We start from the raw sequence: 20,007 nt of genomic DNA on the forward strand, positions 1-20,007 counted from the left end.
GTTCTGGAAGTCATGGGGTACGAACTCCAGCGGCGCAAGGTCAGGATCGTCACGGGCCCGCCGGCAGCGGGGCCTCTGCGAGAACTGGGGGCTCACGCCCGGCGCCCGTTCGTGGCCGTTTTCTGGCGGCTGCGCACCCGGTGGCTGCTCCAGCGGGGCGTGACGCATGCGAGGCGGTGGTGGAATCCGCCGGGGACGACGTTGTTGGTGACGGTTGTGTCGCTGCTGACGCTGGCGCTCGTCGCCTGGGTGGTCGCCGGGGTGGTGGGCCTCTTCGCGAAGAATACGAAGTACAGCCCGGACGCGGTGTGCGAGGGAAAGAGCGAGGCGTGCGGTGCCATCTCCGGCGTCCTGCTCCCCGTACTCGTCGTCGCCTTCTCCACCCTCCTGTTCCTGTCCTGGCGCCTGTGGCGGGTCCGCCGCTTCTGCACGTGCCGGGCGCGGAACGAGCCCGGCCGTCTGGTGCAGACCGCGGGCAGTCTCATGGACGAGGTGGTCGGACGCGACCAGCTCTGCAACGCCATCATGTCGAACCTCGGTGACAAGAGCGTCCGACGGCCACATGTCGTCGTGGGCGGCGTGGGTGTCGGCAAGACCGCGCTGCTGGTCCGGCTGGCTCAGAAACTCGCGGCGGAGGGGGCCGTTCCGATCCCCGTGCGGCTGCGCGACGCCCAGGGCCGGGACTCGCTGGACTTCAGTGCGCTGGCGCTCGAACGCTTCCGCGAGATCGTGCAGTCGAAGGTGCAGTCCGAGGGCGAGATCGACAGGTTGTGGAAATGGCTGCGGCAGCGGGCCGACCGGATCGTGGTCCTCGCGGACGGACTGGAGGAGGCGTTCTGCGAGGACGACATGAGGGGCCGGCGCGACAACCTGATCCGGGAGGGGATACGCCGGGCCGGTGAGGAAGGACTGCCGCTCGTGATCGCCTCCCGGCCGCACGACCCGCTGCGCGCGATGCAGGCGGCCGTGTCGGAGCTGGAGCCGCTGAGCAACGAGGCGGCGCTGCGCTACATCGCCGGCAGCGGCAGCTGGCGCTCCGATCCGACGCTGCTCGACCGGATCGTGGAGGCCACCGACATGCCGGAGTCCCCGATCTATCTGAAGATCGCCAAGGATCTGCACAGCAAGGACCTGCTGGAACCCCTGTGGACCGGCGACAACCCGGATCTCCGGCTCCACGACAGCTGGAAGCTACGGGTGGAACTGCTGGAAACCTGGATCCGCGCGCTGGCCGACGGGGACGTCCACCCCGAACTCCCCATCGCCCACGACACGAGGCTGGCGGTCGTCGAGTACATCTCCGCGCTGGCGTGTATCGGCCTGGCCTCGGACAGCGCCGACGTCGGCCTCGGCGAACTCGACCCCTCCCTCGGCGAGTGGAACCGACGCGTCGGACAACGGCTGGACCAGCGGCTGGAGGAGCTGCGGTGGCGGCCGAAGGTGTACGCCCGGCAGCACGGCAGCGCGTCGCCCCGGCGAGGACGCCACTGCGAGGAGGCCCACGGTGACGCCGACTGGTGGGTGGGCCCCCGGGTCGACGTCCGGATCGCCGCGACCTGGGGTACGCGGATGGGCCTGGTCCACGAGGACGGTGACAAGGTCCGCTTTCAGCACAGCATCGTGCAGGCGTATCTCGGCTCCCGCTTCCTCGACAAGATGTTCGAGCACTCGGAGATCGCCACTCTGCCGGACGAGGCCCACCTCACCCGGGCGCTGCGCCGGGGCGGCCGCGAACTCCTCATCGCCCTCACGCTGTACTCCCGCACTCGGAAAGGGAGTTGCACCTGTGCCGACGGCTCGGCAGACGGCTCGGGGCCGCGCGCGCAGTGGTGCCCCGTCAACAGGATGTGCGCCCAGTTGCAGCAGCAGGCCAAGAAGCTGCTGGCCGAGGCGTACCGGGCACGGCTGGTGTCCGAGCAGGCGCACCCGCACCCCGACGGCAACGGCAACGGCAACGGGCCCGACGACCGGGGCAGTCCACGGCTGAGAGCGATCGAGATCTACGGTGCCGCCGTGGAGATCGACAGCGTCGGGGCCGCACCGAGGCAGCACGCCCTGATCACGGAGATCGAGAAGGACTGGAACCGGCTCGGCCAGGACGAGGACCCCGCGCGGCTCCGCGAGGCGAAGCTCGCCCTGGTGAAGCAGTGCGGAACGGCGGTACGCCGCGTGGCCGCCGCCCGGAGCGTGGAACCGGGCGCCACGCACACGCCGTACCCGCCCTACGGCGTCCTGTTCCGGATCGGCCGCAAGGAGTCGGACCGCCGGGTGTGCGAGGCACTCGTCAAGGAGATCGGGGCGGGCGGCGAACCGGCGTACCGGGCACTGTGCGAGAAGCTCTCCGCGGCCTGTGTCTCGGTCGCGACCGGGCGGCAGTGCGGCAGCCGGAAGGCGAACCGGAAGGTCGCGCGGCAGTTGAAGCCCACACCCGATTCGGCGATCGAAGAGGCGTCCCCGACGGCGCACGAGGACGGCTGCGGGTCGGCGGCACGGAACCGGACCGCCCCGCCGGGATGGGACGACCGCAGGTCCGCCGAGGAGGAGGCACTGGCGGAGAAGGGCAGATGGAACTGCAACGCCATGCGCGCCTGGCTCCTCCCCCTGCTCGTCGACTCCTCCCTGATGTCCCGTCACCTCGCCAGCCCCCACGACGACCTGGACAACTGGGTCAAGGTGGCGACCGGCGAGAACGCCGACGCCGACATCCACGAGGACGGCCCCGGCGCCGCCATCGGCCTCGGGGTCGCGCTGGCCCGAGGGTTCAAGTACGCCGCCAACCGCCGGCCCGGCCCCGGGTCCGACCGCAAGGCCCGCGAGTTCCTCGTCAAGCAGGCCCAGGAGCTGCTGAAGCACAGCACGTTCTGGTACACGCGGCTGACGCTGCTGCACGCGCTCACCTTGTGGAGCCTGCCCGACGACGTCAACGCGGACCAGCCGATCCGCGGCCACGGCGCGAACCCCAAGGGGCAGGTCAGGGAGTGGCTGTCGCTGGGCGGTGGCGGCCGGGACGGAGACCGGAAGGAGCATCCGCTGGTGGAGGCGGCCGCGAAGCTGGCGGTCCGCGCGCTGCAGACCCGGCGGCCCGAGCGGTTCCTGTGGATCGACGAGGCGGCCCAGGCGGCCGGCATCGGCACCGAGGTCGGGCTCCCCGGGGAGCAGCGGGCCCACAACCTGTGGATACCGCCGTCCACCGGGTGGAGCACCCTGGACCCCACGGCCCAGCAACTGCTGGCGGACGTACTGCTGCTGATGGTGCTCGGCGAGCGGTCGTACCGCCCGAAGGACGGATTCCGCCTACTGGAACTGTGTTCCCATGAGTCGGACCGGATGCCCTCCTGCGTACGCAAGGACCGCACCCGGCTGGCCCCCGTCCGAGGCGCGGAACGCACGTCGCAGCCCGGCTCCAACTGCACGGACGACTGCCGGCTGAAGATGTGCCCCTATCCGGCGAAGGCGGAGAACCTGCGGGCGGAGTTCAGCGAGGTCTTCTGTCTGCACCAGCGCGACCTGCTCAAGAAGTGGCAACCCTGGGCATGGGCGTCCCTGCGCTTCCGCCGCGAGGCCCCCTGGCAACGCAAGGTCCCCATCGCCGGCCTGCGCCGCTTCTGGGACCAGATGAGCGACCGCGCCCGCGACATGGACCCGGACGACACGGAGACCAGCCACGCGCACGTCTGCAGGTGAGGCCCACGTCTGTAGGTGTGGCCAAGGTCGGCGGGTGAGGCCAACGTCGGCGAGTGACGCCCACGTCGGCGGGCCTGCCACTTCTGACGGCCGAGGCCGCACATCCCCAGCCCGTCCGGCGTTTGAGGACGAGGCCGCATGGCCGACAACCCCCCACCCACCCGCAGACGAACCACCCCCTCGGCCACCGCGAACCCACCCGCCGCCAAAGAGGCGCGCCGTCTCATCCGACGGACGACGTTTCGCCCAGATTTCGCGGAGCGACTACGCTCCCCTCCGTGGCTGATATCCAGATCCCCGCTGACATCAAGCCCGCCGACGGTCGATTCGGCGCGGGCCCCTCCAAGGTGCGGACGGAGGCGCTGGACGCGCTGGCCGCCACCGGTACCTCCCTGCTCGGCACATCCCACCGCCAGGCCCCGGTCAAGAACCTGGTCGGCCAGGTCCGCGAGGGCATCTCCGAGCTGTTCTCCCTCCCCGAGGGCTACGAGGTCGTCCTCGGCAACGGCGGCTCCACCGCGTTCTGGGACGTCGCGACGCACGGCCTGATCGAGAACAAGTCGCAGCACCTCACCTTCGGCGAGTTCAGCTCGAAGTTCGCCAAGGCCGCCAAGCTCGCCCCGTGGCTCGCCGAGCCCACCGTCGTCTCCTCCGACCCCGGCACGCACCCGGAGCCGCAGGCCGAAGCGGGCGTCGACGTCTACGCCTTCACCCACAACGAGACGTCGACCGGTGTCGCCGCCCCCCTGAACCGCGTCGCGGGCGCCGACGAGGGCGCCCTCGTCCTGGTCGACGCCACCTCCGGCGCCGGCGGCCTGCCCGTCGACATCGCCGAGACGGACGTCTACTACTTCGCCCCGCAGAAGTCCTTCGCCTCCGAGGGCGGCCTCTGGATCGGCGTCTTCTCCCCGGCCGCCATCGAGCGCGCCGAGCGGATCCACGCCTCCGGCCGCCACATCCCGGAGTTCTTCAGCCTCCCCACGGCGATCGACAACTCCCGTAAGAACCAGACGTACAACACGCCGGCCCTCGCGACCCTCTTCCTGCTCAACCAGCAGCTGGAGTGGATCAACGGCCAGGGCGGTCTGAGCTGGTCCACGGCCCGTACGAAGGACTCCTCGACCCGGCTGTACACCTGGGCGGAGGAGTCGAAGCACGCGACCCCGTTCGTCACCGACCCCGCCAAGCGCTCGCAGGTCATCGGCACGATCGACTTCGCCGACGAGATCGACGCGGCCGCCATCGCCAAGGTCCTGCGCGCCAACGGCATCGTCGACACCGAGCCCTACCGCAAGCTCGGCCGCAACCAGCTGCGCGTCGCCATGTTCCCGGCGATCGACCCGGCGGACGTCGAGGCGCTCACGAAGTGCGTCGACTACGTGATCGAGAAGCTGTAGTCGTTCCCACGTCCACACGTTCACGCGTCCGCACGACCGTTGCGTACGACCGTTTCGTATGAAACGGTCGTACGACCATGAGGGGCGCCCGGCACCGGCCGGGCGCCCCTCGTCACATCCGGCTCATGTCGTGCCCACGCGCGGAACCATGAAGTCCTCGCCGAACAGGGGCGGTGCGGGGAGCGCGTGCCGGGGGGGCGCAAGAGCCGGCCGCTCGCCGATGCCGGCCGCGCCATGGGCGATGCCGTCGGGAAGCATGACCAGCGAGGTCGTACCGTCCTGCTCGTCCGAGGGATGTAGCTGGACGCGGATGCCGTGCCGTTCGGCCAGCCGGCCGACCACGAACAGACCCATGCGCTGCGAGACGGCGACGTCCACCGTCGGCGGGGCGGCCAGCTTGTGGTTGATGTCCACGAGGTCGTCGGGCGTCAGACCGATGCCCTTGTCGTGGATCTCGATCATCACGCGGCCGTCGGCCAGCCGGGCGGCGGTGACGCGGACCCTGGTCCGTGGCGAGGAGAAGGTGGTGGCGTTCTCCAGCAGTTCGGCGAGCAGGTGCACGAGGTCGGTCACGGCGCGGCCGTGGATGTCGCAGTCGGCGACATCGCTCATCTCGATGCGCTCGTACTGCTCCACCTCGGAGGTGGCGGCGCGCAGTACGTCGATGAGGGGGACGGGCTGGTCCCAGCGGCGGCCGGGTTCGTCGCCGGAGAGGACGAGGAGGTTCTCGCCGTTGCGGCGCATACGGGTCGCCAGGTGGTCCAGCTTGAAGAGGTTCTCCAGCTGGTCCGGGTCGGCCTCGTTGTTCTCCAGGTCGGTGATCAGGGTCAGCTGGCCCTCGATCAGGGACTGGTTGCGGCGCGAGAGGTTGGTGAAGATCGCGTTGATGTTGCTCCGCAGCAGGGCCTGCTCGGCGGCGAGCCGGACGGCCTCGCGGTGGACCTGGTCGAAGGCGCGGGCGACCTCGCCGATCTCGTCGGTCGAGGTGATCGGGATGGGGGTGACCCGGGTGTCGACCCGGCCGGGGTCGGTGCGCGAGAGCTGCTCGACCAGCATCGGCAGCCGCTGGTCGGCGATGCCGAAGGCGGCGTTGCGCAGACGGCGCATCGAACGGCTCATCCGGCGGGCCATGATCCCGGCGATGATGAACGCGGCGAGCAGGGCCACGACGACGACCCCGCCGTTGACGAAGGCGTCACGCCGGGCCTCGGAGGCGACCTCGCCGGCGTCGTCCACGGCCCGGTCGATCAGCTCGGTCTCGACCTGGCTGTAGCCCTTGAACCGCAGGGTGGCGGCCGTCATCCAGGTCGCCGGTGTGATGCCCTTCTCCGCCATGACGGCGGGCTCCTGGCCACCCCCGAGGGCTTCCTTCATCCGCTCCAGGGCGGGCGGCGCCACATGGCTGCGGCCCGCCTCCCGCGCCTTGTCCTTCTCCTCGGCGGCCAGCTCCTCACCTTCCGCCGTCATCTCCTCCATGACAGCGGCGAACCGGGCGGTGTCCTCCTCGGTCGCGCTGCGGACGTACTCCCGGTAGGCGATGCCTTCCAGGTTGGCGTACGTCATGAAGGAACCGGCCTGCCCCGCCAGCGTCTGCGCGTCACCGCTGGGCTTGACCAGCAGATGCACGCCGATCGCGCGCTGCATCGACTGCGCGCCCTTGGCCAGGGAGAGGGCGTACACCATACGGCCGTAGGACGAGGTGTTTCCCGTACCGAACCCCAGTTCGTTCGCGAACCCCGCGAGCTGTTGGCCCAACAGGAGGTAGGTCTCCTCGGTCTGTACCGGGTCCATGTCCCCGCCGAACGCCCGCGCGCGCACGGCCGCCAGCCGCGGTTCGACGTCGTCGACCTTCGCCAGCCGCCCCTCCAGGCCCAGGCCGGCCGGCATGTCGGTGACCGCCCGGCGGAAGTCGGCGGCCCGCCGATCCGTACGGGCACGGACCTTCTCGACCTCTGGACTGTCGCGCTCGCCCCGCAATAAGGGGGCCGCGGATAAATCGCGCTCGTCGAGGAGGGCTTCGTTGTAGGCGTCGGCGGCGGCGACGATCTCCGCGACCCGCTGCGCGTCCCTGGCCGCCCGCCAGGTGTCGACCGACCTCTTCACCTGGAGACCGCCCATCACCAGGGCGACGAGAACCGGAAGGAGAAGGATGGCGTTCAGCCGAGTCGACACGTGCCAGTTGCGTGGATGCACGCGACTGTCGCCGTCGAGCGCGTGCCGGCCGGCCGGTTCGGGATGGTGAACCGGTACGACCGGCGCCGGTGCGGACTCCCCCCGCACCGGCATCGGCTCAGGACTCTCCTTGCTTCGCCTCATTCGAAGACCATGACCTCTCGGCATCGGCGCGAATTGCCCACCCCACGGATCGCGCGGGCCCGGGCTACACCTCCCTTACGTAAACCGGGGGTGCCACAAACACGCCGCTCGGAAGGTCTACTCGGCCTGGGGATGTCGCCCACTGCCCCGCCTCCGGCATGTCACGCCGGCCGAGGTGCGGTTGAAGAGGACAACGGGAAGAGGCGCCCGATGGTCACCACCGGACGCCTCTACGCTCTCAGCCCCGCTCCCGCTCCACCGGGAGCCACAGCTCCGCGTCCGCCTCGGTGCCGTCCGGCGACAGGTGGGTGCGCAGTATCTCCGGGCCGGGGCGGCTCCGGTACGGGTTGGACGGGAACCACTCCGTGAACACGTCCCGCCACAGGTACTGGATGGCCTCCGGCACCGGCCCGGAGGTGGTGAAGACCGCCCAGGTGCCGGCCGGCACGTCCAGGACGCTCATGCCGTCGGAGCCCGCTCCTTCCACGGGAGCCGCCGACGTGACCACTCCGTGGTAGTAGTCGAGTTCGGTGCCCTCGGCCCGGCCCGGATCCAGGTCGTCGCAGACCGCGAGGATGCCCTGCGGGTCCTGGTCCGACAGCTTCTCCAGTCGCTCCCGGGCCTGCGGTTCGATCCCCCGGACGAAATCGATGATCGCCTGGTTCGGCCCCGTGTGCACCAGCGGCACCCGGGCCTTGAAGCCGACGACGGCGAAGGCCGGCCTGTCCACTACGCGATAGCGCATACTGCTGCTCCCCTCGACGGTGAGGCGGAAGGTCAACCTGGGCTGGGAGACGAGCGCGGTGCCGCCGCGCCGGGCTTCACCCGGCCCGACACCGTGCATGACACGGAACGCCCGGGCGAACGCCTCACCCGAGCCGTAGCCGTAGCGCACGGCGATCGTCAGCAACGGCTCGCGCCCGGCGAGCACCTCGGCGCCCGCGACGGTGAGCCGCCGACGGCGGACGTACTCCGACAGCGCCATGCCCGCGAGCGCGGAGAACATCCGGCGCAGGTGGTACTCGGACGTGGCCGCGACACGGGCCACCTCGGCCACGTCGACGACCTCGTCGAGGTGATCCTCGATGTACCCCATGGCCTGGTTGAGCCGCTCCAGCACGTCGGGTCCCCTTCCTCTTCCGTCCACCAAGCTAGGCGGCCCCCACCCCGCCGGACCCGACATCCTGTGCCCGATCGGATCGGGTCCGCACGGAGGCCTCCGCGGTGCGGCGAGCGCGGGGGAAACGGTGGACCGACAGCCGTACGTGGCTGGGGGGCGCCCGGTGACCACCACCGGGCGCCCCCCTCTCACACCCCACCTCTCACCCCGCCGTACAACTCACACTCGGCACACCCCCGCCCCCGGGCGCGCCCCCGAAACCGAAGCTCGCCGAGCCGCCCGCCGCGAGCGCGCCGTTGTGGGCGGCGTTCACCGCGGTCACCGTCGAACCGCTCTGTGTGTACGACGCGTTCCACATGTTCGTGACCTGCTGGGAGCCGGGCCAGGTCCAGGTCACCTTCCAGGAACCGATCGCGGACGTGCCGGTGTTCGTCACCTTCACCTCGGCGTTGAAGCCGCTGCCCCAGTCGCTGCTGACGGTGTACGCGGCCGCACAGGTGGCGGAGCCTCCGCCGCCACCCCCGCCACCGCCGCCACCGCCTCCGCCCGGGAAGCCCGGCGCCTTGATGCCCGCCAGGTACCCGTCCTTCACCGTGTCCACGGTCGACCAGTCGTCCTTCAGGATCCCGCCCGTGTCACCGGAGTTGGGGTTCCAGGACCAGAAGGTCCAGTGGAAGGAGTCGGAGCCGTACGCCGACGTCGAGCGCAGATACGTCACCAGCGCGGCCAGCCACCGCTGGTCCACCGTCGACTGGAGTGTCGTTCCGAACTCGCCGACCCACACGGGTGCGATGTTCTGCTTGAAGATGTAGCCCCAGTACTTGTCCCACACGCCCGGCATGTTGTCGGGGAACGTCGGGTCGCTGAACCAGCTCTGCTGGGCCACGCTCGTCGCGTAGTCGTGCGCCGAGTAGACGACCCGGTTCGCCACGTCCAGCTGGACCGGGTACTGGGCGACCCCCATCAGGTTGCCGCCCCACCAGCCGGAGACGCCGTTGAAGGTCTGCACTCCCTCGACGAAGATCAGCAGCTCGGGGTTGACGGACAACACCGCGTTGCCCGCGCGCTGGGCGGCCAGGCGCCAGTCCCTCGTCGTGTCGCCGCAGCCCCAACAGGCCGGATCGTGCGGTTCGTTGTGCAGGTCGATGCCGATGACGGTCGGATCGCCCTTGTAACGGGTCGCCAGCGCCTTCAGGTTGGTGATCCAGGTCGACTCGGGAACCGACGCCGTGTACCAGAGCGCCGACTGGCCGCCCGCGTCCGGGCGATGCCGGTCGAGGATGACCTTCAGGCCCGTCTGACCGGCGTACGCGACGAGCTTGTCCAGGACCTGGAGGGAGGTCAGCCCCTGCAGACCGGCGTTCTTGCCGTCGGAGAAGTTGATGCTGTCGGGCATCGTGCCCGACTTGAGGATGTCGTCGCTGTACGGGACACGGATCGTGTTGTAGCCCAGCGACTTCATCTGGTCGACCATGCTCTTGTAGTCACGCGACCAGAGGCCGTGCACCACGTGGTTACCGGTCTCGAAGCCGAACCAGTTGATCCCGGCGACCCGGACCGGTTGCCCGGCCGCGTCCAGGATCTGCCGACCGCTGGTGTGCCAGTAGCCGGCACCAGGAGCCGCCTCGGCCGCGTGGGCCGGCGTCTGGATCGCCGCCAGCGGTAACAGGAGCGCCGCCGCCACCGCGCACAGTGCTCTTCGCAAGCTGCGGAACATGTGCCGCTTCCTCTCGAGTGGGGGGGGAGGGAATTGGCGGGCCGGAACGAGTGGGAGCGCTCCCACATCCCGCACCTCCCATGGAAAGCACGTCACATGAACACGTCAAGGCTGCGAGCGCGCCTTGGTACGGGACTTCCGCTGAGCAGCCCGGGCTGCCCCTGGCCGGGCCGACGATGTGGTGAGCGGGCCGTCGAGGGGCTGTCGTGTCGAGGCGTCCCAGAGCTGGAGGGTGCCGATGCCGCCGCACACGGCGAGGGTGCGGCGGCCGGGGTTGAGGGCGAGCGCGTCGACGACTTCGGGGGGCTGCTGAGGGGCCGACGGCCTCGGGGGTGCCACCGAGGGACGCCGACGGCCTCGGGGAACGCTGAGGGACCAACGGCCTCGGGGGTCGCTGAGGGACCAACGACCTCGGGGGCCGCTGAGGGACCAACGACCTCGGGGGTACCGCCGAGGGACCAACGGCCTCGGGGGTGCCGCCGAAGGACGCCGACGCGGTGCCGTACATCCGTGTCACACAGCGTGCCGGAGCCACTGACACTGCTGCCGGCGCCCGCGTGCCGGCACCGGACGCGACCAGCCGCCACCCCGGCGGCCGTGATCCGATCCCGTCCGACCACGCTCAGCCTCTAGGAACGGTGTTTCACGACGTCGGCCGCCGCAGCAGCCGCTTCAACCCCCACACGACGACGACGCCCCCGGCAAGAGCGACAACCCCGATCTTGAACTCGGAACTGGTCCCCTCCTTGTCGCCCTCCTGCGCGGACCCGGACCCTCCGCTGCCGGAGGACGACCCCGACCCCCCGGAACCCCCGCCGGGCGCGTCACGCGCCACGACCGCCGTGTCCTCGCCCTCGCTCCCGTACATGATCTTGGAGCCGTCGGTGGTGTACGTCATCGACTCGCCCTGCCCCTGCAACGGCACGCTCAGCCGCTGGACCCTCTTGATCTTGCCGTCGTTCCAGTCGTAGAGGATGCCGCCGAAGTACCCGCGTACGGCGAGCCGCTTGCCGTCGGGCGAGAAGGCCCCGTCGGTGACCCAGAGGTCGATGGCGGTAACCCGCTTGAAGACATTGGTCCCGGAGGCGGAGAGAGTGGCCGGCCCCTCGTACAGGGAACCCCCTTCCTCCTTCTTGTCGGCGATATAGACCCGCCCGGTCTTCGGATGCACCATCAGCGCCTCCGCGTCCCGCGCCCCGTCCTCGTACTTCACGACGTACTGCGTGGCCTTGACCGTCTGGTCCTTCAGCTCCTTCGGCTCGGGCAGCTCGTAGATCCAGACGTAGTCCCAGGTGCCGCCGAGGTTGTCGCCGATGTCGCCGACGTAGATCTTGTTGCCGGGGCCGATGGAGATGGCCTCGACGTCACGCGGGGTGCCGACGCCGGTCAGGGTGACGGTGGCGACCGTCTTGCCGGTCCTGCTGTCGACGGCGTAGAGGTACGCCCCGTCGTCACTGTCGTTGTGGGTCCAGTAGACGCCGGGGTGCAGCCGTGAGGCGGCGAGCCCGCTGGACTCGGTGATCCTCGGATCCTTGAGCGTGAACCCATCGTCGTCATCCGCGTACGCGGGCACGGCGACGAGCAGGATCGCGGCAAGGCCCGCGAAGAGAGGGCGCAGGAGGCGACGGCACATGCCCCCAGCCTGCCATCCCGCGCCCCTCCGAAGGGGCGTGGGGAACCCCGCGAACGGGTCCGGGGCGGAGCCCCGAGTCTTCGACCTCGACGGAGGAGGCGACGGGGTCGAAGGGACAGCCGCCACCGGAGGACGGGACGTGGACGGGACCTGGACGGGACCCGTAGGGGCGGCCGGGGGGCGAAAACCCTCCGGTCACCCCACCACGTGGCCAGCCTCACAACCCCCGAGAGCGAGGTTCACCTATTACCCCCTGGTAGCGATCGTCCATCATGAGCCCATGCTCAGGTTCATGCCCGTAGGCGACTCCATGACGATCGGCAGCGCGGGCGAACACACATGGCGCCACCGCCTCTGGCAACACCTCCGCGCGACACACCACGGCCCCTTCGAGATCGTCGGCCCGCGCGAGACGCTCTACGACAAGGCGACGGAGACACCCACGTCGTACGAGTACGCCGACACCGACCCCCGTTTCCCGCGCGCCCATCTCGCCGGCTGGGGCGAGGGCTGGCTGCACATGGCCCCCCTGATCGCCGACGCCATCCGTGAACACCGCGCGAACGTCCTGCTCGTCTCCCTCGGCCTGATCGACCTCGGCTTCTACACGAACGCCGGCCAGACCGCCGAGAACGCCCGCCGCTTCATCGCGGCCGCCCGTGAGGCGGACCCACGCGTCCGCATGGCCCTGCTCCCGGTGATCCCCAACGTCCGCGCGGAATCGGACGCCCCCTTCGCCGCCCAGGTCGCCCACTTCAACGAACTCCTCGCCAAAACGGCCGCCGACCTGGACGAACCCCGCTCCCCGATCCTCCTGGCGTCCCCGCCCCAGGCGTGGGACATCAACTGGGACACCTACGACGGCACCCACCCGAACGCCTCCGGAGAACACAAGATCGCGGCGGCCTTCGCGGGGGCGATGCACGAGGCGTGGGACTTGGGCGGCCCGTACGAACTGCCGTGACCGACCAGGAGACGACGGTCTCGACAGCTCTCCGGGCCGGCTCTCCAGGCAGCTCTCTCGGCAGCTCTCCAGGCAGCTCTCTCGACGCCCCCCGGGCGCTCACCACCTGCAGCCAGCCGGGGTCGTACGCGGCGGAGCGGGGGTGACGATCGAGTCGGACGAGGGCGGCGAGGGCGTCCTGGGCGTCGGTCACGAGGGGCGAGGCAAGCGGATCGGGGGCGGGGCCGCAAGGGAGTTTCGAGGTGCCGCCCGTGTCCCGGTCACCGAACGTATCGTTGTACTGCGCGGCTGTGTGCGACCGAGCGACAGCCGGGGAGGAGCGCCACGATGACCGTCCTTGAAGACAGGATCGCGATGGCCGAGAGCGACAACACGCGCCAGCTCGACGAAATGTTCGAACGGCTCGAGAAGATGCCCGTCCCCGAGGGATACAAGGTAGAGATCGTCGGGGGGGCCATCTTCATGTCACCGCAGCGGGACATCCACTGGGAAACCATTCGCATGGTCATCTGGGCGTTGGAGGATCGCTTCGGACGGAAAGCGAAGGTGTTCTCGGACGTCCGCATCGACTTCCCCGGCCGTCTGAACGGTTACTGCCCTGACGTGGCCAAGCTGCGCGATGGCGCCACGAAGAACGACGAGGGTCGCTGGCGCTACCAGGACGTGGAGTTCATCGCCGAGGTCATCTCCAAGGACACGGCCCTGAACGACTACGGCCCCAAAAAGACCGCGTACGCCCTCGCCGAAGTCCCCGTATATGTGGTCGCCGACCCGTACACAGGCAAGTGTCGCCTGTTCACCCAGCCCAAAGAGGGCGACTACATGAGTGACACGTCCCTCACCTACGGCACCGACGTCGACATGACCAGCACCCCGCTCGACCTCGTCCTCAAGACCGACGAGTTCCCGCGCGACTAGGACCATTCGAAGGGCCCTCCCCCCCCCTCACCCCCCACCGGACACGCCCTAAGGTCGACCGGACGCGGCGACGAGGGGTGGACCGGGGATGGTGTTGACAGGGCAGTCCCTGGGCCGGGAGTTCCGGTGGCTGTGGGCTGCGTACACGGTCAGCGCCGCCGGTACCTGGCTCGCCTTCGACGCGTTCCCCCTGATCGCGGTCCTCGTGCTGCACGTCGGGCCCGCCGAGGTGTCGGTGCTCGCGGCGGCTGGCCTGGCGGTGGGAGCGGTGGTCGCTGTACCGCTCGGCCCATGGGTGGAGTTCCGCCGCAAGCGGCCGGTGATGATCGCGATGGACCTGATCCGCTGCGCCGCGCTGCTGACCATCCCGGCGGCGTACACCCTCGGCCTGCTCACCTTCGCCCAGCTCCTCCTCGTCTCGGTCGTGGTCGCCGCCGCCGACATCACCTTCAACGCGGCGAGCGGTGCCTGTCTGAAGTCCCTGGTCCCGCCCCCGCACCTCCTCACCGCGAACGCCCGTTTCGAGGCCACGACCTGGACCGCCATCATGCTCGGCCCACCCCTCGGCGGCGCGGCACTCGCCCTCCTCGGCCCCATGACCACCCTGGCGACCGACGCCCTCAGCTACCTCCTCTCGGCAGCGGGCATCCGAGCGATCGGCGGCGAGGAGAAACGAACACCGACACGAACCGAATCGCGAGCCAAGGCACGAGCCGAGGCACGAACCAAGGCACAAGCGGAGGCACAAGCCGCCGCCGGAATCAGTGTCGGCGCCGGCGCCGGCGCCGACACCGACACCGACACCGACACCGACACCGACACCGACACCGACACCGACACCGACACCGACACCGACACCAGCAGGAGTACCACCCCAAAAACCTCCCCGCCCCGCCTCCACCCAGGCGACCTGCTCGACGGCTGGCGGTTCATCCTCGCCGACCCCGTTCTACGCCCCCTCTTCCTCAACACACTCCTGGTCAACGGCCTGATCATGGCGCCCACACCGGTGCTGGTCGTGCTGATGGTCGGTGACCTGGGCTTCTCCCCCTGGCAGTACGGCCTCGCCTTCGCGGTCCCCTGCGTCGGCGGTCTGATCGGCTCCCGCCTCTCCCGCCGCCTCGTCGCCCGCTTCGGCCGGCACAGGGTCATGCTCACCGCCGGGGCACTGCGCGCGTGCTGGTCGCTCGGGCTGGCCTTCGTCCACTCCGGGCCCGGCGGCCTCGTACTCGTCATGGCCGTGGAACTGGGCCTGATCACCTGCGCGGCCGTCTTCAACCCGGTGCTCGCCACCTACCGCCTCGACCACACCCCGCCCGACCGCGTCGCCCGCACCCTGTCCGCCTGGTCGATCACCGCCAAACTCACCACCGCCACCCTGACGGCCCTGTGGGGCCTCCTCGCCGCGGCCACCACCCCCCGCACCACCCTCGCCGTCGCGGGCGCCCTCCTCCTCGCGACCCCGTTCCTGCTGCCCCGACGCGAACGGCCCGCCGGTCAGGAATCCCGGCAGGCCGCTGAGGTATGACGCGGGCTCAGAACATCGTGTTGTCGTTCGCCGAAGTCTCCGGCACGTCCTGGATGACGTCCCAGTGCTCGACGATCTTCCCGTTCCGTACCCGGAACAGGTCGATGATCGCCTGGCCGCGTTCGCCCGGCGCGTTGACGTAGTGGCTGTGGACGGCGACGAGGTCACCCTCGGCGATGACCCGCTTCGGGGTCACGGACAGCTTCGGGAACTGGTCGAAGTACGCGCCCAGGCCGGCCTTCACGCCGTCCACCCCGTTGGGGATGTTCGGGTTGTGCTGCTGGTACTCGGGGCCCCAGTACTTGTCGATCGCCGACAGGTCCTTCCGCACCAGCAGCCGGTCGAACGCCTTGGTGACGAGCTTCTGGTTGTGCGCCGTCCGCCACGCCGGGCCCGGCGCGCTGGTCCGCGGCCGGCTGACCGTGGAGAACATGTCGTTGCCGTTCGCGGAGGACTCCGGAACCGTCTGCCCGACGTCCCAGTGCTCGGCGATCCGCCCGCCCTGGAAGCGGAAGATGTCGAACACGGCGGTGCCCCGCGTGCCCGGTGTCAGCACCAGGTTGGAGTGCACGAGCACCAGGTCGCCCTGCGCGATCACCCGCTTGACGGCGTACTCGGCGTCGGGGAACTGCTGGTGCACCGCGACCCCGAGGTTCTTCAGCGTCTCGGCGCCGTCGGGCGCGAGCGGGTTGTGCTGGATGTAGTCGGGGCGTACGTAACGGTCCACGACCTCCGTGTCCCCCCGCTCGAACACCCCCTTGAGGACGCGCACGGCGACGGACTTCCTGTAGCCGAGGCGCGCGGCGTCCCCGTACTCCCCGTAGGACACCTGGTGTGCGGCGCTCGGCGTGGCCGCGACGGCCGGCACGACGACGACGGTCGACGTGAGCGCGACGGCCGCGAAGGCGGCGGCGAGGGCGCGGCGGGCGTGCGTGGTGGGGGTCACGATGCTCCCATCTGAGGCGGTCGAAGCAATAACTTGAAGCTTCAAGAGGACACTAACCACAGGAAAGCACTAACGATCGGTTAGCGTCAAGATCGGAGGAGGAGCGCGCCCGGATCTCCCCAACCCTCCTTGCCTAGAGCCCACTCCACCGCGTTGGCTAGAGACTCATGAAGTACACACAGCTCGGACGCACGGGACTCAAGGTCAGTCGGCTGGTCCTCGGGACCATGAACTTCGGTCCGCAGACGGACGAAGCGGACAGCCACGCGATCATGGACGCGGCGCTGGACGCGGGCATCAACTTCTTCGACACGGCGAACGTGTACGGCTGGGGCGAGAACAAGGGCCGTACGGAATCGATCATCGGCAACTGGTTCGCGCAGGGCGGCGAGCGGCGCGACAAGGTCGTCCTCGCCACCAAGGTCTACGGCAACATGGCGGCCGACGGCGACGCCTGGCCCAACCACGACAAGCTGTCGGCGGTGAACATCCGGCGCGCCGTGGACGCGTCGCTCAAGCGGCTGCAGACCGACTACATCGACGTCTACCAGTTCCACCACATCGACCGCGCCACTCCCTTCGAGGAGATCTGGCAGGCCATCGACGTACTGGTGCAGCAGGGCAAGATCCTCTACGCCGGTTCCTCCAACTTCCCCGGCTACAAGATCGCCCAGGCCAACGAGACCGCCGCCCGGCGCGGCAACACCATCGGCCTCGTCAGCGAGCAGTGCCTCTACAACCTCGCCGAGCGCCGCGCCGAGATGGAGGTCATCCCGGCCGCGCAGGAGTACGGCCTCGGTGTCATCCCCTGGTCGCCGCTGCACGGCGGACTGCTCGGCGGGGTCATCAAGAAGGAGGTCGAGGGGGGTCGCCGCGCCTCGGGGCGGGCCGCCGACACCCTCGCGAACCCCACCGCGCGCGCCCAGATCCAGGCGTACGAGGACCTGCTCGACAAGCACGGCCTCGAACCCGGCGAGGCGGCCCTGGCCTGGCTCCTGACCCGCCCCGGCGTCACGGGCCCGATCGTCGGCCCCCGTACGGCGGAACAGCTGGACTCCGCCCTCCGGGCCGCGGAGCTCGAACTGAGCGAGGAGCTCCTGGCATCACTGGACGAGATCTTCCCGGGCCCGGGCCCGTCCCCGGAGGCCTTCGCCTGGTAGCCCCGCTGAGGGGCGCCCCGTAGGAGGCGCGGGGAACTGCGCGACCAGCCCCCACCGGCCCGCAGCCGACAAGGCAACGCGCAGTTCCCCAGTCGTCACTTACCGAGGGCAGCCGCCACGCCGACGACGACGAACATCAGCACAAGCACAACGGCCATGATCCGGTTACGGGTTTTCGGGTCCACGTATGTGAGCCTAACCGCCCCCACCGAGCGGCCAACGGGCGACCGCCTCGTACCGCGGCTGCTCCCCCGCCACCCCCGACGTCGGCAGATTGCTGCGCACGAGCACCAGCTCGGCCACCGTCCAGGTACGGCCGGCGAAGGCGTGCAGCGCCTCTACGTACGGCCGCGCCTCGAACGCCTCCCGGCTGCGGGCCACCGTCAGATGCGGCGTGTAGCGGCGGTGCTCCCCCATGTCGACCCCCGCCTTGCGCCCGGCCGCCTCCGCGCGGTCGGCCAGCAGCCGCAGGGTCCGCAGGTCGCCGTCCGCGCCCGCCCACAGCGCCCGGCCGTGCCCGAACTGGCCGCCGCCGGTCACCGCCAGCGCGAACGGTTCCGTACGGTGTGCGGCACGCTCCAGCCGCGCCGACAGCTCCGGTACGAGCTCCGCATCGACCTCCCCGTAGAAGGCCAACGTGAAGTGCCACCCGGCCACCTCGGTCCACCGCAGCCGGTCGGCGCCGGCGATCCCCTTCAACTCGCCGACCGCCGAACCCAGTTCGTCCATCGCCTCGGACGGCGGCAACACGGCCGCGAACAACCTCATACGGCCACCCTTCCAGGCAACGATCACTTTGTCGCCCCCGGCCGCGCCCCTCGATGAGCGCGGGGAACCGCGCGAGCAACCCGATCGAACCGCAAGAACACGCAGAACCCGCAGCACCCGCACCCGCACCCGCACCCGCACCCGCCGACGAACCCGCACCCGCCGACGAACCCGGACCACCCGGGCTCTCAGCCGTCAGCGGCGAGGTCGAAGGGGCGGGGTCGAAGGGGCGGGGTCGAAAGGCGGGGTCGAAAAGGCGGCAGCCCCTGCATGACGGGACGAGGACGGGCCGAGGATGAGGCGAGGACGGGGCGAGGACGGGGCGAGGATGGGGCGGCGGGGGCGAGATCACCCGGCCGAGGCAGCCGCCGCCACCACCGTCTCCTTCGGCACGAACCGCACCCGCGGACACCCGCGCCGCCACCCCACGGACACCCGCAGCCCCCCGACCCGAGCCAACACCAGCCCCACGAACACCGCGGCGACAGCCGAGACCGCACCCCCCGCGACAAACCCGACCCTCGGCCCGTACGCGTCCGTCACCCATCCCGCGATCGGCGCACCCAGCGGCGAACCCCCGAGAAACACCATCATGTACAGGGCCATGACCCGCCCGCGCATGACGGGATCCGTCCCCATCTGAATGGCCGTGTTGGCGGTGACGTTCACCGTCAGACCGAACATCCCTATCGGCGCCATGAGCAGCACGAACACCCAGTACGACGGAGCCAGCGCGGCCACGACCTCCAGCACACCGAAGGCCAGCGCCCCGGCGATCAGCACCCGCAGCCGAGCAGTGCCGCGCCGGGCCGCGAGCAGCGCGCCCGAGACCGAGCCGACCGCCATCAGCGTGTTGAAGAGGCTGTACGAACCGGCACCGGCGTGGAAGACGTCGTCCGCGTACGCCGACAGCCAGACGGGGAAGTTGAAGCCGAAGGTGCCGATGAAGCCGACCAGCACGATGGGCCAGAGCAGCTCGGGCCGGCCCGCCACATACCGCAGGCCCTCCCGCAGCTGCCCCTTGCCGCGCGGAGCCCGGCGTGCGGGGTGGAGTTCCTTCGACCGCATGAGCAGCAGACCGGCGATGGGAGCGACGAAGGAGAGGCCGTTGTAGAGGAACGCCCAGCCCGTGCCCACGGTGGTGATCAGCACACCGGCGACGGCGGGGCCGATCAGCCGGGCCGACTGGAAGTTCGCCGAGTTGAGGCTGACCGCGTTCTGCAACTGCTCGGGGCCGACCATCTCGGACACGAACGACTGCCGGGCCGGGTTGTCGACGACCGTGGCCATGCCCACGGCGAAGGCGACGACGTAGACGTGCCAGACCTGGACCTGCCCGGAGAGGGTCAGCGCGGCGAGCGCGAGCCCGGTGACCGCCATCGACGTCTGTGTCAGGAACAGCAGCCGCCGCTTGGGGAACCGGTCGACGAGCACCCCGCCGTACAGCCCGAACAGCAGCATCGGCAGGAACTGCAACGCCATCGTGAACCCGACCGCGGTCGACGACCCGGTGAGACTGAGCACCAGCCAGTCCTGCGCGATGCGCTGCATCCACGTACCGGTGTTGGAGACCGACTGCCCGATGAAGAAGAGCCGGTAGTTCCGGACCCGGAGGGATCGGAACATGGAGGCGTTGCGGGTGTTCCGGGCGTCACGGGCGCCGCGGGCGCGGGTGTCGGAGCCGACGGTATCCGGTGGGGCTTCGGGGATGTCCGGTGCGGACGGGGGCTCGTGTGCGGTCAACGGTGCGGGGGCGGAATCTGCTCCGGGTCCCGAACTCAAAGGGGCTCGCCTCCTTGTGGCAACGCGTGAACCTGGCGCGGGGTGCGTCGGCCTCACTGCTCCGGTTCTGTCTT

General features: G+C 70.2%; 13 protein-coding genes and 1 pseudogene. 6 read left to right on the forward strand and 8 right to left on the reverse strand.

What is annotated here, in order from left to right; all coding sequences use genetic code 11:
- The first annotated feature begins 12 nt into the window (after positions 1 to 12).
- Both SGFS_RS26820 and serC read left to right on the forward strand, forming a co-directional pair.
- On the forward strand, positions 13 to 3,684 hold the full coding sequence (locus SGFS_RS26820) for an NACHT domain-containing protein (RefSeq protein WP_286254062.1): 3,672 nt from the start codon (positions 13 to 15) through the stop codon (positions 3,682 to 3,684).
- Between the two features lie 278 nt (positions 3,685 to 3,962).
- On the forward strand, positions 3,963 to 5,081 hold the full coding sequence (gene serC, locus SGFS_RS26825) for a phosphoserine transaminase (protein WP_286254064.1): 1,119 nt from the start codon (positions 3,963 to 3,965) through the stop codon (positions 5,079 to 5,081).
- A 222-nt stretch (positions 5,082 to 5,303) separates the two neighbouring features.
- Here serC and SGFS_RS26830 read toward each other — a convergent pair.
- The 5 genes and pseudogenes from SGFS_RS26830 to SGFS_RS26850 all read right to left on the reverse strand — a co-directional run.
- Positions 5,304 to 7,397, reverse strand: a pseudogene (locus SGFS_RS26830) (sensor histidine kinase); the annotation flags it as partial.
- Positions 7,398 to 7,635: 238 nt separating this feature from the next.
- Positions 7,636 to 8,517 carry an AraC family transcriptional regulator gene (locus SGFS_RS26835; RefSeq protein WP_286254066.1) on the reverse strand — a complete coding sequence of 294 codons (882 nt, stop codon included), beginning with the start codon at positions 8,515 to 8,517 and terminating at the stop codon, positions 7,636 to 7,638.
- Positions 8,518 to 8,719: 202 nt separating this feature from the next.
- Entirely contained in the window at positions 8,720 to 10,234 is a 1,515-nt protein-coding gene (locus tag SGFS_RS26840; RefSeq protein WP_286254068.1) for a cellulase family glycosylhydrolase, read from the reverse strand.
- 105 nt (positions 10,235 to 10,339) lie between these two features.
- Positions 10,340 to 10,573, reverse strand: coding sequence for a hypothetical protein (locus tag SGFS_RS26845; protein WP_286254069.1), 234 nt, complete (start codon positions 10,571 to 10,573; stop codon positions 10,340 to 10,342).
- Between the two features lie 304 nt (positions 10,574 to 10,877).
- The gene (locus tag SGFS_RS26850; protein WP_286254070.1) at positions 10,878 to 11,867 is read right to left on the reverse strand and encodes a WD40 repeat domain-containing protein; all 990 of its coding nucleotides are present in this window, start codon (positions 11,865 to 11,867) and stop codon (positions 10,878 to 10,880) included.
- Positions 11,868 to 12,147: 280 nt separating this feature from the next.
- Here SGFS_RS26850 and SGFS_RS26855 point away from each other — a divergent pair, with 280 nt between their 5' ends.
- The 3 genes from SGFS_RS26855 (at position 12,148) to SGFS_RS26865 (ending at position 15,277) form a co-directional block, all read left to right on the forward strand.
- Entirely contained in the window at positions 12,148 to 12,831 is a 684-nt protein-coding gene (locus SGFS_RS26855) for a GDSL-type esterase/lipase family protein (RefSeq protein ID WP_286254071.1), read from the forward strand.
- A 327-nt stretch (positions 12,832 to 13,158) separates the two neighbouring features.
- The gene (locus SGFS_RS26860) at positions 13,159 to 13,749 is read left to right on the forward strand and encodes a Uma2 family endonuclease (protein WP_286254073.1); all 591 of its coding nucleotides are present in this window, start codon (positions 13,159 to 13,161) and stop codon (positions 13,747 to 13,749) included.
- Positions 13,750 to 13,837: 88 nt separating this feature from the next.
- Positions 13,838 to 15,277, forward strand: coding sequence for an MFS transporter (locus SGFS_RS26865; RefSeq protein ID WP_286254074.1), 1,440 nt, complete (start codon positions 13,838 to 13,840; stop codon positions 15,275 to 15,277).
- A 7-nt stretch (positions 15,278 to 15,284) separates the two neighbouring features.
- On the opposite strand, the gene SGFS_RS26870 is transcribed toward SGFS_RS26865, so the two are convergent.
- Positions 15,285 to 16,223, reverse strand: a complete 939-nt coding sequence (locus tag SGFS_RS26870) for a nuclear transport factor 2 family protein (protein ID WP_286254075.1) — start codon at positions 16,221 to 16,223, stop codon at positions 15,285 to 15,287.
- A 167-nt stretch (positions 16,224 to 16,390) separates the two neighbouring features.
- On the opposite strand from SGFS_RS26870, the gene SGFS_RS26875 reads away from it, so the two are divergent.
- Positions 16,391 to 17,383 (forward strand): aldo/keto reductase, encoded by a 993-nt coding sequence (locus SGFS_RS26875; protein WP_286254077.1) that lies wholly within the window; start codon positions 16,391 to 16,393, stop codon positions 17,381 to 17,383.
- A gap of 195 nt (positions 17,384 to 17,578) precedes the next feature.
- Here the strand turns inward: SGFS_RS26875 and thpR are convergent, their stop codons facing one another.
- Together thpR and SGFS_RS26885 are read right to left on the reverse strand one after the other, a co-directional pair.
- Complete coding sequence (gene thpR, locus SGFS_RS26880; protein ID WP_286254079.1) at positions 17,579 to 18,151, reverse strand: RNA 2',3'-cyclic phosphodiesterase; 573 nt, start codon at positions 18,149 to 18,151, stop codon at positions 17,579 to 17,581.
- Between the two features lie 348 nt (positions 18,152 to 18,499).
- A complete protein-coding gene (locus tag SGFS_RS26885; RefSeq protein WP_286254080.1) occupies positions 18,500 to 19,933 on the reverse strand; it encodes an MFS transporter in 1,434 nt (477 codons plus the stop codon).
- Positions 19,934 to 20,007 lie beyond the last annotated feature (74 nt).

The organism is Streptomyces graminofaciens, assembly GCF_030294945.1.
Lineage (GTDB): Bacteria > Actinomycetota > Actinomycetes > Streptomycetales > Streptomycetaceae > Streptomyces > Streptomyces graminofaciens.

What these genes read in the sequence shown, in the direction of transcription:
- SGFS_RS26860 (WP_286254073.1), top strand. Translation starts at nt 13,159, where the DNA reads ATGACCGTCCTTGAAGACAGGATCGCGATGGCCGAGAGCGACAACACG.
- SGFS_RS26855 (WP_286254071.1), top strand. Translation starts at nt 12,148, where the DNA reads ATGCTCAGGTTCATGCCCGTAGGCGACTCCATGACGATCGGCAGCGCG.
- SGFS_RS26840 (WP_286254068.1), bottom strand. Translation starts at nt 10,234, where the DNA reads ATGTTCCGCAGCTTGCGAAGAGCACTGTGCGCGGTGGCGGCGGCGCTC.
- SGFS_RS26850 (WP_286254070.1), bottom strand. Translation starts at nt 11,867, where the DNA reads ATGTGCCGTCGCCTCCTGCGCCCTCTCTTCGCGGGCCTTGCCGCGATC.
- SGFS_RS26875 (WP_286254077.1), top strand. Translation starts at nt 16,391, where the DNA reads ATGAAGTACACACAGCTCGGACGCACGGGACTCAAGGTCAGTCGGCTG.
- thpR (WP_286254079.1), bottom strand. Translation starts at nt 18,151, where the DNA reads ATGAGGTTGTTCGCGGCCGTGTTGCCGCCGTCCGAGGCGATGGACGAA.
- SGFS_RS26820 (WP_286254062.1), top strand. Translation starts at nt 13, where the DNA reads ATGGGGTACGAACTCCAGCGGCGCAAGGTCAGGATCGTCACGGGCCCG.
- SGFS_RS26865 (WP_286254074.1), top strand. Translation starts at nt 13,838, where the DNA reads ATGGTGTTGACAGGGCAGTCCCTGGGCCGGGAGTTCCGGTGGCTGTGG.